The following is a 14,585-nucleotide window of genomic DNA, read 5'->3' on the forward strand; positions in this document are numbered from 1 at the left end:
GTCCTCGTCCGATTCCGGACGACTAGACCTCCGTTAGGAGGCCTGGCCGCCGAAGATGTCGATTCGGTCGCCCTCAGCGAGGGTCACGATGGCGCGCTTGGTGTCAGCGCGCTTGCCGAAACCGGTCTTGGTGCGCTTGCGCTTACCCTGACGGTTGATCGTGTTGACCCCGGTGACCTTGACCCCGAAGACCGCCTCGACGGCCTGCTTGATCTGAGTCTTGTTGGAGCCGGGCGCGACGATGAACGTGTACTTGTTCTCGTCCAGCAGCGCGTAGCTCTTCTCCGAGACAACCGGCTTGATCAGCAGGTCGCGCGGGTCGGTGAAGGTCTTGCTGGTAACGGTCGCCTCAGACATCAGGCGTCGCTCCCTTCGGTCTCATCGGCCTTGGGGCCAGACACGAAGGACTCGAAAGCGGCCTGAGTGAAGACCACGTCGTCAGAGACGATCACGTCGTACGTGTTCAGCTGGCCCGGCTCCAGGATGTGCACCTGGGGCAGGTTGCGGGCGGACAGCCACGCAGCCTCGTCGGCGCGCTCGACGACCAGGAGCAGGTTCTTGCGCTCCGAGATCTTGCCGAACAGCGTCTTGGCGGCCTTCGTGGAGGCGGCACCCTCGACCACGCCGGTGACGACGTGGATGCGGGAGTGACGCGCACGGTCCGAGAGGGCACCGCGGAGGGCGGCGGCCTTCATCTTCTTCGGGGTCCGCTGCGAGTAGTCACGCGGCTGCGGGCCGTGGACGACGCCACCGCCGACGAACTGCGGAGCGCGGGTGGAACCCTGGCGAGCGCGGCCGGTGCCCTTCTGGCGGTACGGCTTGCGGCCACCACCACGGACTTCGCCACGACGCTTGGTCTTGTGCGTGCCCTGACGGGCAGCAGCCAGCTGAGCGACGACGACCTGGTGGATCAGCGGAATGCTGGTCTTCGCGTCGAAGATCTCCGCGGGGAGGTCGACGGTACCGGCCTTGTCGCCTGCCGGCGAAAGGATGTCAATGGTGCTCATTAACTCAAGCCCCCTTAACCGCGGTACGGACCAGGACGAGGCCGCCGTTCGGACCGGGGACTGCACCCTTGATGAGGAGCAGACCCTTCTCCGCGTCAACCGCGTGGATGGTCAGGTTCTGGGTGGTGACGCGCTCGTTGCCCATGCGACCGGCCATGCGCATGCCCTTGAAGACACGCCCAGGGGTGGCACAGCCACCGATCGAACCGGGGGAGCGGTGCTTGCGCTGGACGCCGTGGCCGGCGCCGAGGCCCTTGAAGTTGTGACGCTTCATGACACCGGCGAAGCCCTTGCCCTTGCTGTTGCCCGTGACGTCAACCTTGACGCCGGACTCGAACACGGCAGCCGTGATCTCCTGGCCGAGCGTGTACTCGCTGGCGTCGGAGGTACGGAGCTCCACCAGGTGGCGGCGGGGGGTGACGTCAGCCTTGGCGAAGTGACCCTTGAGGGGCTTGTTCACCTTGCGAGGGTCGATCTCGCCGAAGGCGATCTGGACCGACTCGTAGCCGTCGACGTCGTTCGTACGGACCTGGGTAACAACGCAGGGCCCGGCCTTGACCACGGTCACCGGGACGACACGGTTGTTCTCGTCCCAGACCTGGGTCATGCCGAGCTTCTCGCCCAGGACGCCCTTGATCTGCTTTGCCATCTTCTCCGTGCCTCTCAGAGCTTGATCTCGATGTCAACGCCGGCCGGAAGGTCCAGGCGCATCAGCGAGTCAACGGTCTTGGGCGTCGGGTCGAGGATGTCGATCAGGCGCTTGTGAGTGCGCATCTCGAAGTGCTCGCGCGAGTCCTTGTACTTGTGCGGCGACTTGATGACGCAGTACACGTTCTTCTCAGTGGGCAGCGGCACCGGGCCCGCGACCGACGCACCAGTGCGCGTCACCGTCTCGACGATCTTCTTCGCCGACGAATCGATGACCTCGTGGTCGTAGGCCTTGAGCCGGATGCGGATCTTCTGTCCCGCCATGGCTACTCCGTAGTCCTGTCTGTTGTGGAAACGCTCTGGTTCTCGGCCGGCTGCGGATCGCTCCGCCGCTCTCCTCCGACCCACGCGGTCGGGCGTGTCGCGCTCCCTCTACAGAAAATTCCCATACGGAAATTCCCTCGTCCAAGGGGGCGCGGTCCCAAGACCGCAGATCGGGGGCAAACACCCACCGAGTACCTGGCAGGCACCGTGCTGACGCTTCCCGAAAGATTCCCGTACGTCCGCCCCATTGCTGCCCCGAGAGGCAGGTAGAGCGACGAGTACTGTGGGACTTGCTTCCGGTCCTCCCGGCGGGAGGCGCGCAGCATCGGCACACGGCCGAGCAACTTGAGTAGTCTGCCATACGAGACACGTATGGCGCCAATCGGGCGGAAGAGAATACCCCGCCACGCTGAGTGGTCAAACTGCACCACGCGGCGGGGGGTCCCGTCCCTTGTCCCGCGCCTGCTCAGGAGCGCGACAGGATGCCGCAGTCCGCCCGCCGGTCGGTTTCCAGGCCCTTGCTGCGGTCGTACGGGTCCACGGGGGTGCCGGAGGGAGTGGGCCCGGTGGGCGCGTCATCGTCGAACTGCGGATGCAGGAAGCCGTCATCGGCGTCACAGGCGCTGTTGCCGATGTTGCGGTAGGTCGCCTCGATCCACAGCTTGCCGGCGGTGGAGTCCCACTTGCGGGGATCGACGATCGAGAAGGTGATCTCGCGCCGCATGACGGTCCGCTCGACCTGGTCGGCGCCCGCCTTCGCCTTCACGAACGGGTAGACGAAGGTGTAGTCGGTCTTCAGGTCGACCTGCCCCGCGCGGTCCCCGGGCTCCACCCAGATCCGGCCGCGGACCTTGACGACCTCGCCCACCAGGGTCAGCTCGGCCGGGTCGTACCGGCTGAAGAGGTCGAGCGGGTCGTTCTTCGCCGAAGGGTGCCTGAGGGCCTCCTCCACGTTCGTCTTGTACTCCCCCAGCTTCGGGTCGAGCAGGGCCAGCGCCGCCTCGGGCCGCTCACCGCGCAGGGTCGCCGGGTCCAGGTTGGCCGTGACCAGGAATTGCCGGACCTTCACCAGCGCGTCGGCGATCTTCTCCTTGCTCATGCCGCCGACGGCCTCTGCCTGCGGGATCTCGATCCCGGCCGCCCCGTCGGCCCACTGCGCGGCCGGGGAGCCCTTGAAGGGCTCCTTGAGCGTCGGCAGGTCGGGGTCCGCCATGGAGGGCGCGGCGCTCGGCCGCGCGGTCTCGGCGGCCAGCGGCTGCCCGGCCTTGGCGTCCTGCTCGGCCTGGCCCGTGACCTTGTCGATCACCAGCTCCGGCCGGATGGCGATCAGCGCGAGCGCGACGACGAAGGCGATGGCCAGCGCGGCCTTGATCCGGCGCTTGGCCTTGCCCCGGCCTTCCCTCTCCTGCCAGGCGGGACCCGTGCGCCACCCCGCGGGCTCGGTGGAGACCGGCTTGGCCCTGCCGAAACGCTTCTTCTGCTGCGCGGCGCGCTGCTCCTCCTCGTGCCGCAACCGCTCGGTCACCATGCGCGCCCGGGCGGAGGGCTCCTTGGGGGCCTCCCCCGCGCCCGCCTCGGCCTCCGCCAGGAACCGCGCCCAGTCCTCGTCCGAGACGGCCGGAACTTCCGGACCGTCCGGACCGGCCGCTCCGCCGTCGTGCTTCTTCCCCATGTCCCCCACCCCCGCCTGCGGACCCGTATCGCCTGGCCCAGCAGCCGGCGATGTCCGCGATCAGCCTTACCGTCGTCGACGCAGGAGTCGATCTTCCCATCGACCACACGTTCGGGATCACCCGGTCGGGTGGAGCGGTCAAGAGCCGCGGAACACCAGGTCAGCGCCACGGCCGACACCGGGGCACCGGGGTACCGGGCCGCCCGGGCGACGCCGCGGCGGGCGGAGCACCGCATACGCCGTGACGACGAAAAGCACCGAAAAGGCTATTCGCTTCCACCGGGCCCGGCTATGCGGAACAGCAGGATCCAGAAATACCTCATGGACTCCCACGTTTCCGAAGCGGAATTTCACAACAGATGTCGCCGCCATTGACCGGGGGCCAGCCGGCCTTACCCGCCCCGAGTATTCGGCGCGCAGGACGTCCGGCGATATCCCGGTGAACCGCAGGTCGGAGCCCGCGAGGAATGCGAAGGCGGGGCCCTCAGCCCACCCGGCCGTCCCGGGCCTGGCGGGCCAGAGCGGCGAAGCCAGGGGTCACGAGCGCGTCGGCCAGCTGCTCACGCCAGTCGCTCATCGGGGCCAGGCCCGCCTGGGCCCAGCGGTCGTGTGCGAGGACGCTGAAGGCGGGGCGGGCCGCGGGCCGGAGATAGGCATCCGACGTGGTCGGACGGATCCGCTCGGGGTCCAGGCCGGACAGCCGGTAGACCTCGCGGGCCAGCCCGAACCAGGTGGTGACCCCGCTCGCGGTGCCGTGGTAGATGCCCGCCGGGGCCTGGCCGGCCAGCGCGGCGCATCCGAGCTCGACGAGCCGCCGGGCGAGCGCCACGCACGAAGTGGGCTGGCCCCGTTGGTCGTTGACCACGTCCAGGGTGTCCCGCTGGACGGCCAGCTTGAGCATGGTGGCGACGAAGTTCGGACCGTACTCCCCGTACAGCCAGGCGGTGCGCACCACGTAGCCGTCCTTCGGCAGGAGTTCGGCCACGGCCTGCTCGCCGAGCAGCTTGGAGCGGCCGTACGCGTTCACCGGCCCGGTGGCCGCGTCCTCGGCGTAGGCCTGCGAACCGTCCCCGGGCAGCACGTAGTCGGTGGAAACCTGCAGCAGGCGCGCTCCGTTGGCGGCGCAGGCCTCGGCGAGGATCCGTGTGCCGGCGCCGTTGACGGCGGCGGCGGCCTCCTCGGCCGCTTCCGCGCCGTCCACGTCGGTCCAGCCGGCGCAGTTGACGACGAGGCTCACGCCCTTGAGGGCGGCCCGGACGGCGGCCGGGTCGGTGATGTCCAGTTCGCTGCGGCCGAGGCCCACGCTCTCGATCGCCCGGCGCCGCAGTTCGGCCAGGACCTCCTGGCCCAGCATCCCGGCCGCGCCCGTGACGAGCCAGCGGCCTTCCCCCCGGTCACCCGTCACCGCTGCGCTGCCGCCTTCGTCTCGGCCCCCGGGGCCCCTCCATATTCGGCGCCCGCGTTGTCGCACGCCGGAATGCCCTTCGCCGATATCCGGCCGTTCCATCCGGGCCGGAATCCGCCCCTCACGAGGATGCACATGAAGTAAACATTAGCCGCGCGCTCCGGCCGTTATCGACTGAACCGGAAACTGCCCCGCCCGCTCGCATAGTGTGGCGCCATGCGTGGAATTCTCTTGGCCGGCGGCACCGGATCCCGACTCTGGCCGCTGACGCGGGCAGTTTCGAAGCAGCTACTGCCCGTCTTCGACAAGCCGATGATCTACTACCCGCTCTCGACTCTGCTCATGGCCGGGATCAGCGAGATCCTCGTCATCACCACCCCGAACGACCGCGACCAGTTCGAACGCCTGCTCGGCGACGGCTCGCAGTTCGGCATCCGGCTGGAGTACGCCGTCCAGGAGCGCCCCGAAGGCATAGCCCAGGCCTTCGTGCTCGGCGCCGACTTCATAGGCGACGACTCCGTCGCCCTGATCCTCGGCGACAACATCTTCCACGGCAGCGGCCTCGGCACCCGCCTGGCGCAGCACACCGACTGCAAGGGCGGCCGGGTCTTCGCGTACCCGGTGGCGGACCCCAGCGCGTACGGCGTGGTCGAGTTCGACGAGGACGGCCAGGCCGTGTCCATCGAGGAGAAGCCGGCCAAGCCCAAGTCCCGCTACGCCGTGCCCGGTCTGTACTTCTACGACAACCAGGTCGTGGAGATAGCCGCCGGCCTGAAGCCCAGCGCCCGGGGGGAGCTGGAGATCACCGCCGTCAACGACGCGTACCTCCAGGCCGGCCGGCTGCAGGTCACCATCCTCGACCGCGGTACCGCCTGGCTGGACACCGGCACCTTCGTCTCGATGGTGCAGGCCTCGGAGTTCGTGCGGGTGATCGAGGAGCGTCAGGGCTTCAAGATCGGCTGCGTCGAGGAAGCCGCCTGGCGGGCGGGCCTGATCGACTCCGCGCAGCTGCGCGCGCTGGCCGGGCCGCTCACCAAGAGCGGATACGGGGACTACCTGATCGGGCTGCTCGAAGAGGAGGGCGCACGATGAAGTTCCGCGAGCTCTCCATCGAGGGCACCTTCGAGATCACGCCCCAGCAGCACGGCGACCCGCGCGGCATGTTCATGGAGTGGTACCGCTTCGACCGCCTCGCCGAGGTCGTCGGGCACCCGCTGAACCTGGCGCAGGCCAACCTCTCGGTGTCCCAGCGCGGTGTGGTCCGCGGCATCCACTTCGCCGACGTCCCGCGCGGCCAGGCCAAGTACGTCACCTGCGTGCGCGGCGCCGTGCTCGACATCATCGTGGACATCCGGGTCGGCTCCCCGACCTTCGGCCGCTGGGAAGGCATCCGCCTGGACGACCTGGACCGCCGCGCCGTCTACCTCCCCGAGGGCATGGGCCACGGCTTCTGCGCGCTGACGGACGACGCCACCCTGTCCTACGTCTGCTCGGAGACGTACAACCCGACGAGCGAGCACTCGGTCCACCCGCTCGACCCCGACCTGGGCATCGACTGGCCGGCGGACGTCCCGCTGCTGTCGGCCCGCGACGACGCGGCCCCCTCGCTGGCCGACGCCGCCGCCTCCGGCCTGCTGCCGGACTACGCCGCCTGCATCGAGTTCACGGAGTCCCTGCGGGTGAGGTAGCCGCCGCGCACGCAGCGGCGTACACGAGCCCCTCGGCAGGTGAGCCCGTACGACGAAGGGCCCCTCCCCCGTCGCGTGAACGACGGGGAAGGGGCCCTCCTGTCAAACATGGTGCCCGCGTCAGCGAGCTACCAGGTCAGAACACGAATTACTTCGTGATCTTGGTGACCTGGCCGGCGCCCACGGTACGACCACCCTCACGGATGGCGAACTTGAGGCCCTCCTCCATGGCGACCGGCTGGATCAGCGCGACCGTCATCTCGGTGTTGTCGCCCGGCATGACCATCTCCGTGCCGGCCGGCAGGGTGACAACACCCGTGACGTCGGTGGTACGGAAGTAGAACTGCGGACGGTAGTTGTTGAAGAAGGGGGTGTGACGGCCACCCTCGTCCTTCGACAGGATGTAGGCCTGGGCCTCGAACTCGGTGTGCGGGGTGACCGAACCGGGCTTGATGATGACCTGGCCGCGCTCGACGTCCTCGCGCTTGATGCCACGGAGGAGCAGACCGACGTTCTCGCCCGCCTGGCCCTCGTCGAGCAGCTTGCGGAACATCTCGATACCGGTGACCGTGGTGGTGGTCTTGGTCTCCTTGATACCGATGATGTCGACGGTCTCGTTGACCTTCAGGACACCACGCTCGATACGGCCGGTGACGACGGTACCGCGACCGGTGATCGTGAAGACGTCCTCGACGGGCATGAGGAACGGCAGCTCGGTGTCACGCGGCGGGGTCGGGATCGCCTCGTCGACGGCAGCCATGAGGCCGAGAAGCTTCTCGCCCCACTCCTTGTCGCCCTCGAGCGCCTTCAGCGCGGAGACGCGGACGACCGGAAGGTCGTCGCCCGGGAACTCGTAGTCGGAGAGGAGCTCACGAACCTCGAGCTCGACGAGCTCCAGGATCTCCTCGTCGTCCACCATGTCGGCCTTGTTCAGCGCGACGACGATGTACGGAACGCCGACCTGGCGGGCCAGGAGCACGTGCTCCTTGGTCTGCGGCATCGGGCCGTCGGTGGCGGCGACCACGAGGATCGCGCCGTCCATCTGCGCGGCACCGGTGATCATGTTCTTGATGTAGTCCGCGTGACCCGGGCAGTCGACGTGGGCGTAGTGACGCGCCTCGGTCTGGTACTCGACGTGCGCGATGGAGATGGTGATACCGCGCTGGCGCTCTTCGGGAGCCTTGTCGATCTGGTCGAAGGCCGAGGCCTCGTTCAGGTCCGGGTACGCGTCGTGCAGCACCTTGGTAATGGCGGCCGTGAGGGTCGTCTTACCGTGGTCAATGTGACCGATGGTGCCGATGTTGACGTGCGGCTTAGTCCGCTCGAACTTCGCCTTCGCCACGGGGTCCTCCTGGAGAGTGGTTCTGTACGCCTTGCTCATCGGCGCCAGGTGATCTTTGCTGGAAAGCCGGTTCCCCGGGGCAACGGGAGGGTTACTCCTGTTGCCCCAGAGGCTCCGGTGACAAGCCTAAAGCGTGTACTCGGAAGAGTTACTCGCCCTTGGCCTTCGCGATGATCTCCTCGGCGACGTTCCGGGGAACCTCGGCGTAGGAGTCGAACTGCATCGAGTAGCTGGCGCGACCCGAGGTCTTGCTGCGGAGGTCTCCGACGTAGCCGAACATCTCCGAGAGGGGCACGAGGCCCTTCACGAGGCGAGCACCGTGACGCTCCTCCATGGCCTGGATCTGGCCACGACGGGAGTTGATGTCACCGATGACGTCACCCATGGACTCCTCCGGCGTGGTGACCTCGACGGCCATCATCGGCTCGAGGAGCACGGGAGAAGCCTTGCGCGCGGCCTCCTTGAAGGCCTGCGAACCGGCGATCTTGAAGGCGAGCTCGGAGGAGTCGACCTCGTGGTAGCCACCGTCGAGAAGAATGACGCGGACGCCCGTCATCTCGTAGCCGGCGAGGATGCCGAACTTCATGGCTTCCTGCGCACCCGCGTCGACCGAGGGGATGTACTCCCTCGGGATGCGGCCACCGGTGACCTTGTTCACGAACTCGTACGCCGGACCGTCGGCCTCGAGGATCGGCTCGATCGCGATCTGCACCTTGGCGAACTGACCGGTACCACCGGTCTGCTTCTTGTGGGTGTAGTCGTGACGCTCCACCGTCTGGCGGATCGTCTCGCGGTAAGCGACCTGCGGCTTGCCGACGTTGGCCTCGACCTTGAACTCGCGCTTCATACGGTCGACCAGCACCTCGAGGTGCAGCTCGCCCATACCACCGAGGATGGTCTGGCCGGTCTCTTCGTCCGAGTGAACGTGGAAGGAGGGGTCCTCCTCCGCGAGAGACTGGATGGCTACACCCAGCTTCTCCTGGTCACCCTTGGACTTGGGCTCGATGGCGACCTGAATGACCGGGGCCGGGAAGTCCATGGACTCCAGGATGACCGGGTTCTTGTCGTCACACAGCGTCTCACCGGTGGTGGTCTGCTTCAGGCCCATGACGGCGACGATGTCACCGGCGCCCACCGCTTCGATCTCTTCACGCTTGTTCGCGTGCATGCGGTAGATCTTGCCGATGCGCTCCTTCTTGCCCTTGACGGAGTTCAGCACCGAGGTGCCGGCCTCCAGGCGGCCCGAGTAAACCCGGACGAAGGTGAGCTTACCGAGGTGCGGGTCACGCATGATCTTGAACGCGAGCGCCGCGAGGGGCTCGTCGTCCGAGGGCTTGCGCTTCACGACGACCTCGGCGTCCCGGACGTCGTGGCCTTCGATGGCCTCGATGTCCAGGGGCGACGGGAGGTAGCGGACGACGGCGTCGAGCAGGGGCTGAACGCCCTTGTTCTTGAACGCCGTGCCACAGAACACCGCGGTGACGGTGGCACCCTTGTCGCCCTTGGAGCCGATGATGATGCGACGCACAGCGTCGTGCAGCTGCTCGACGGTGGGCTCGACGCCCTCCAGGAACAGCTCCATGATCTGGTCGTCGTTCTCGGCAACGGTCTCGACGAGCTTCGCACGCCACTCTTCAGCGGCTTCGGTGTGCGTGGCCGGGATGTCGACGATGTCGTACATCTCGCCCTTGGTCGCCTCGGCGGACCAGACGAACGCCTTCATGGTGACCAGGTCGACAACGCCCTGGAAGTCCATCTCGGCACCGATGGGGAGCTGCATGACGATCGGAACCGCACCGAGGCGGTCCTTGATCATGTCGACACAGCGGTGGAACTCGGCGCCCGTGCGGTCCAGCTTGTTGACGAAGCAGATGCGCGGGACGCCGTAGCGGTCCGCCTGACGCCAAACGGTCTCGGACTGCGGCTCCACACCGGCGACACCGTCGAACACGGTGACGGCACCGTCGAGGACGCGGAGCGAACGCTCCACCTCGACCGTGAAGTCCACGTGACCCGGGGTGTCGATGATGTTGATGGTGTGGTCGACGTCTTCGAGCGGCCAGTGGCAGGTCGTCGCGGCAGACGTGATCGTGATGCCGCGCTCCTGCTCCTGCTCCATCCAGTCCATCGTGGCAGCGCCGTCGTGGACTTCACCGATCTTGTAAGACACACCGGTGTAGAACAGGATGCGCTCGGTGGTGGTCGTCTTGCCCGCGTCGATGTGAGCCATGATGCCGATGTTGCGCACCTTGGCCAGGTCAAGCGAAGTGGTAGCCATATCGGCTCAGTCTTCTCTCGGTCTCGATGTGGGTTGGGACTACCAGCGGTAGTGCGCGAAGGCCTTGTTGGACTCGGCCATCTTGTGCGTGTCCTCACGCTTCTTGACGGCAGCGCCAAGACCGTTCGACGCGTCGAGCAGCTCGTTCATGAGGCGCTCGGTCATCGTCTTCTCGCGGCGGGCGCGGGAGTAACCCACGAGCCAGCGCAGCGCGAGGGTCGACTGACGACCCGGCTTGACCTCGATCGGCACCTGGTAGGTGGCGCCACCGACACGGCGGGACTTGACCTCAAGCGACGGCTTGACGTTCTCCAGCGCGCGCTTCAGCGTGATGACCGGGTCGTTGCCGGTCTTCTCGCGGAGGCCTTCCATGGCGCCGTAAACGATGCGCTCGGCGGTGGAGCGCTTGCCGTTCAGGAGGATCTTGTTGATGAGCGACGTCACCAGAGGAGATGCGTAGACCGGGTCGATGATGACCGGGCGCTTCGGGGCGGGGCCCTTACGAGGCATTTTTTACTTCTCCTTCTTGGCGCCGTAGCGGCTGCGGGCCTGCTTGCGGTTCTTGACAGCCTGCGTGTCAAGCGCACCACGGATGATCTTGTAACGAACACCCGGCAGGTCCTTCACACGGCCACCACGCACGAGCACGATCGAGTGCTCCTGCAGGTTGTGTCCCTCACCCGGAATGTAGGCCGTGACCTCGATGCCAGAGGTCAGACGCACACGCGCGACCTTACGCAGCGCCGAGTTCGGCTTCTTCGGGGTGGTCGTGAACACACGCGTGCAGACGCCACGGCGCTGGGGCGAAGCCTCAAGCGCGGGGGTCTTGGTCTTCTCGACCTTGTCCTGCCGGCCCTTACGGACCAGCTGCTGGATCGTAGGCACTACTTCTCCGGTTTCTGTGTGCCGTGTAGTGAAGCTAACCTGGAACATTTGCCGACCCACGCGGTCGGGTGTGTCGGATCCGGCGGACCTCCACGCAAGCGTGGAAACGCACGAATCGCGGTGGCTGATACGGCTCAGGTGCGGTTGATGGACACGCACAGGAGCCCAGGCACACCCCAGGCACAAGGTCTGAGCGTACCTACCGCATCCACTCCGGTCAAAACAAAAGCCCCGGACCCCGCAGCCCGAAGGGCCCCCTGGCCAGTCGCCACAAGGCCGAAGCCCGGATGCGACCCCTGCGATGTGCGCCCGTGGTGCACATGTGCTAGGCGGAGCCCCCAGCCGCTCGCGGCCGCACGCACCGTACCGGGGCGGTGGCCGTGGGTTCAGGCGCGTCCCGAGGACGCGTGCTCCCCGGCCGGCAACCGCGGCCCGCGCGCTCCACCGAAAGGAGGAACCCCGTGTCCGGGGCCGCCTGGCACACCCTGCGCACACCCGTCCGGAGCGCCCCGGCGACGGCCGTCCCGCCACCCGCCCCGGTCCACGCGTCCGGCGGCCCCCGCCTGCCCCCGCCTGCCCCGGGCCGCCGCCGCCCGCACCGCCGCCGGGCCCCGCACCCGTAGGGCGGACGCCCGTGACGGACCCGCACCGGCCGGACCAGCCGTCCGTCGCCGTGGACCGGAGCCGCTGCGCGACACCATGGGCGCCGGATCCGACGTGCCACCAGTCGGACAGTCGACCAGCAGGGAGCAGACCCTTGGGGACCTTGGCCGTCGAGCCCGCGACGCAGAGCAGTCCACCTCCCGATCAGGACCGGCCCCGGCCCGCACCGCGCCGCGCCGCCCGCTTCCCCGGCCCGCTCCTCGCGTTCCTCACGGCCTCGGGCGCCTTCGTCGCGTCCTGGGCGGCCCGCGGCACCTTCCCCTTCGGCCACACCGGCCGGGCCGTCAACGACCAGGCCAACCAGTACGTCCCCTTCCACCGGGCGCTGTGGGACCTGGTGCACGGCCGGGCCGCCGGCGACCTCCTCTTCACCTGGCACGGCGGCTTCGGCCAGCAGTTCCTGTCCGACTACCACACCTACCTCGGCAACCCCTTCTCCTGGCTGGCCGTCCTCGTCCCCCGCGCCCACGTGGACCTCGCCGTCTTCGCGATCACCCCGGTCACGATGGGCACCGCCGCCGCCCTGATGGCCGTCTACCTCGGCAAGCTCCACCCCGGCCCGTGGTGGCAGCGGGGCGTGCTGGGCGCCGTCTACGGGCTGTGCGGCTGGGCTCTCAGCGACGCCTCGTACATCCCGATGTGGTTGTGGGGCCTGGTCGCGCTCCCGCTCCTGGGCATCGCCGTCGAGTGGTGCCTGGAGGACCGCCGCTGGCCGGGCGCGGCCCTGCTGGTCTCGCTCGCCTGGTTCGGGAACTTCTACACCGCGATGATGGCGACGATGGCCGCGTGCGTGCTCCTCGCCGTCCGCCTGATCGTCCTCGACCTCACCGGAGCCCAGCGGCTGCGCGCCGTGTGGCGGGCCGCGACGGCCGCCGCGACCGGCATCCTTCTCACGCTCCCCCTGCTCCTGCCCGCGTTCCTGTCCAGCGGGGCCGCCCAGCCCACCAGGGCGGCCGCCTTCGATCCGGTCCGGATCGAGGTCTTCCTGACGGGCATGCTCCCCGGCACCCACCTGTGGGGCGGCCGGCCCCGGCTGTACGTGGCCTCGCTCGGCCTGATCCTGGCCGGGTCCTTCCTCCTCAACACGGGGATCGCGCGCAGGACCCGCCTGGCATGGACGGGGGCGGCCCTGCTCGTCGCCGTCTCCTTCCAGTTCCCGCCCACCCAGTACGTGTGGCACGGGCTCGCGGTGCCGAACGGCAACCCGTACCGCGAGGCCTTCGTGTTCAGCGGCCTGGTGGTGGTCATCGCCTGGCTGTCGCTGGCCAACCGGCCGCGCCCGCTCCACCTGGCCCTGACGGCGGCCCTGCTGGTCGCCGCCACGTTCGCGCTGCGCCACACCAACGACTTCGGCGGCGCCACCTGGCCGGCCGTCCTGGGCGGCGGCGCGGTGTCGCTCCTCGCGCTGGTCCTCCTGGCCGTGGGCGAGAAGCACCGGGTACTGGTCCCCGTGGCCGCGGTCCTCATGGTCGGCGTCGTCTTCGCCGAATCCACCGCCGCCGCGGCGAGCGCGGACGCCCGCCGCGCCCGCGAACGCTGGGCGAAGCCGGTCGTCACCTCCAGCAGGTCGATCACGAACCACTTCGACGCCGTCCGCTCGGTCGACCGCTGGCCCGCGTACCGCACCGACCCGGGCGGCCCGCAGACCTCGTACAACGACGCGCTCGCGCTCCGGGCGCAGGGCCCGCAGTACTACAGCAGCTACCTCCCCGAGGCCACCTACGAGGCCCTCGAACCCCTCGGCTACGGCTACAAGAACGACGGCCGCACCTTCTTCGGCGCCGACAATCCCGTCCTGGACGCGATCTTCTCGATCGGCGCCCGCGCCGAACCGAGTCCGGAGAAGGACGGCTGGAGGGCCCGCACCTTCCCCACACCGCCGCTGGTCACCGTCCGCAGCGCCCCGTACACCTCCCCCAATCCCCCGGCCGCCGTCTACGCCCACCAGGAGCAGCTCCTCGGCGCCACCGTCTACCGGGTCCCGCCCGTCGCCCGCGGCGGCAGCGCCGCGAAACAGCGCTACACCGCCCGGTGCACCCCCGGCTCCGAAGCCTTCTGGTACTCGCCCCGGCTGTACGGCACCCTCGCCTACGCGGGCACCGAGAGGCCCCTGCGGGACAGGACGGCCGGGGTCCTGCGCCTGGGCGAGGTCCCCGCCTCCGGCCGGGTCGACGTCACCGTGCGGACCCGTACCCGGGGCGGCACCGCCGGCCCGCACCCCGTCGGCTGCCTGGACCGGGCCGCGCTCGCCACCACGGTCGGCCGCCTCACCGTCACGGGCGCCACCCACGTCAGCGCGGGAGGCCACACCATCGAGGCCACCCTCCCGAAGCACGCCTCCGGCACCGCCGTCTTCGCGATGACCGCCGTCCCCGGCTGGCAGTGCTCGGCCCCGGTGAAGAGCTTCCACGGCCTGGTCTCCCTGGACATCCCGCGGGGCGCCGACAAGGTCTCCTGCACCTTCCGCCCCAAGGGCCTCACCCCCGGCCTGGCCGGGGCCACCCTCGCCCTCCTGGCCCTGGCCTCGGTCACCGTGACGGGCCTGCGCCGCCGCACCGGGACCTGATCCACGCCGGGCCCGATCGACGACGGCGTCCACGACACGAAGAAGCCCCCCGCCTCTCCTCTCGGAGCGGCGGGGGGCTTCTTCGAACTGCCTACTGCTTAGCGACC

General features: G+C 68.8%; 13 protein-coding genes. 3 read left to right on the top strand and 10 right to left on the bottom strand.

Annotated features, from left to right (window positions below; translation table 11 throughout):
- Window positions 1–33: 33 nt before the first annotated feature.
- The 6 genes from rplW to rfbD all read right to left on the bottom strand — a co-directional run bounded on the left by rplW (window position 34) and on the right by rfbD (window position 5,056).
- On the bottom strand, window positions 34–357 hold the full coding sequence (gene rplW, locus OHA37_RS15085; RefSeq protein ID WP_030154694.1) for a 50S ribosomal protein L23: 324 nt from the start codon (window positions 355–357) through the stop codon (window positions 34–36).
- Complete coding sequence (gene rplD / locus OHA37_RS15090) at window positions 357–1,007, bottom strand: 50S ribosomal protein L4 (RefSeq protein WP_266905461.1); 651 nt, start codon at window positions 1,005–1,007, stop codon at window positions 357–359. Before rplD ends, rplW begins: the two co-directional genes overlap by 1 nt.
- 4 nt (window positions 1,008–1,011) lie before the next feature.
- On the bottom strand, window positions 1,012–1,656 hold the full coding sequence (rplC, locus tag OHA37_RS15095; protein WP_266880616.1) for a 50S ribosomal protein L3: 645 nt from the start codon (window positions 1,654–1,656) through the stop codon (window positions 1,012–1,014).
- Between the two features lie 14 nt (window positions 1,657–1,670).
- Window positions 1,671–1,979, bottom strand: coding sequence for a 30S ribosomal protein S10 (rpsJ, locus tag OHA37_RS15100; RefSeq protein ID WP_003948644.1), 309 nt, complete (start codon window positions 1,977–1,979; stop codon window positions 1,671–1,673).
- A gap of 466 nt (window positions 1,980–2,445) precedes the next feature.
- Complete coding sequence (locus OHA37_RS15105) at window positions 2,446–3,651, bottom strand: hypothetical protein (RefSeq protein ID WP_266905463.1); 1,206 nt, start codon at window positions 3,649–3,651, stop codon at window positions 2,446–2,448.
- Between the two features lie 484 nt (window positions 3,652–4,135).
- Window positions 4,136–5,056, bottom strand: a complete 921-nt coding sequence (rfbD, locus tag OHA37_RS15110; protein ID WP_266905465.1) for a dTDP-4-dehydrorhamnose reductase — start codon at window positions 5,054–5,056, stop codon at window positions 4,136–4,138.
- Window positions 5,057–5,272: 216 nt separating this feature from the next.
- On the opposite strand from rfbD, the gene rfbA reads away from it, so the two are divergent.
- A complete protein-coding gene (gene rfbA / locus OHA37_RS15115; RefSeq protein ID WP_266905467.1) occupies window positions 5,273–6,148 on the top strand; it encodes a glucose-1-phosphate thymidylyltransferase RfbA in 876 nt (291 codons plus the stop codon).
- The gene (rfbC, locus tag OHA37_RS15120) at window positions 6,145–6,744 is read left to right on the top strand and encodes a dTDP-4-dehydrorhamnose 3,5-epimerase (RefSeq protein ID WP_266905469.1); all 600 of its coding nucleotides are present in this window, start codon (window positions 6,145–6,147) and stop codon (window positions 6,742–6,744) included. The genes rfbA and rfbC overlap by 4 nt, the downstream gene beginning before the upstream one ends.
- A 148-nt stretch (window positions 6,745–6,892) precedes the next feature.
- Here rfbC and tuf read toward each other — a convergent pair whose 3' ends face one another.
- The 4 genes from tuf to rpsL form a co-directional block, all read right to left on the bottom strand.
- Window positions 6,893–8,086 (bottom strand): elongation factor Tu, encoded by a 1,194-nt coding sequence (tuf, locus tag OHA37_RS15125; protein WP_266912806.1) that lies wholly within the window; start codon window positions 8,084–8,086, stop codon window positions 6,893–6,895.
- Window positions 8,087–8,234: 148 nt separating this feature from the next.
- Window positions 8,235–10,364 (bottom strand): elongation factor G, encoded by a 2,130-nt coding sequence (gene fusA / locus OHA37_RS15130; RefSeq protein WP_266905471.1) that lies wholly within the window; start codon window positions 10,362–10,364, stop codon window positions 8,235–8,237.
- 39 nt (window positions 10,365–10,403) lie between these two features.
- Window positions 10,404–10,874, bottom strand: coding sequence for a 30S ribosomal protein S7 (gene rpsG, locus OHA37_RS15135; RefSeq protein ID WP_215023410.1), 471 nt, complete (start codon window positions 10,872–10,874; stop codon window positions 10,404–10,406).
- A gap of 3 nt (window positions 10,875–10,877) precedes the next feature.
- Complete coding sequence (rpsL, locus tag OHA37_RS15140) at window positions 10,878–11,249, bottom strand: 30S ribosomal protein S12 (protein ID WP_007265893.1); 372 nt, start codon at window positions 11,247–11,249, stop codon at window positions 10,878–10,880.
- Window positions 11,250–12,006: 757 nt separating this feature from the next.
- Between rpsL and OHA37_RS15145 the strand changes: the two genes are divergently transcribed.
- Window positions 12,007–14,478, top strand: coding sequence for a YfhO family protein (locus OHA37_RS15145; RefSeq protein ID WP_266905473.1), 2,472 nt, complete (start codon window positions 12,007–12,009; stop codon window positions 14,476–14,478).
- Window positions 14,479–14,585 lie beyond the last annotated feature (107 nt).

Origin of the sequence: Streptomyces sp. NBC_00335 (assembly GCF_036127095.1) — a bacterium.
In the GTDB taxonomy this organism is placed as follows: domain Bacteria; phylum Actinomycetota; class Actinomycetes; order Streptomycetales; family Streptomycetaceae; genus Streptomyces.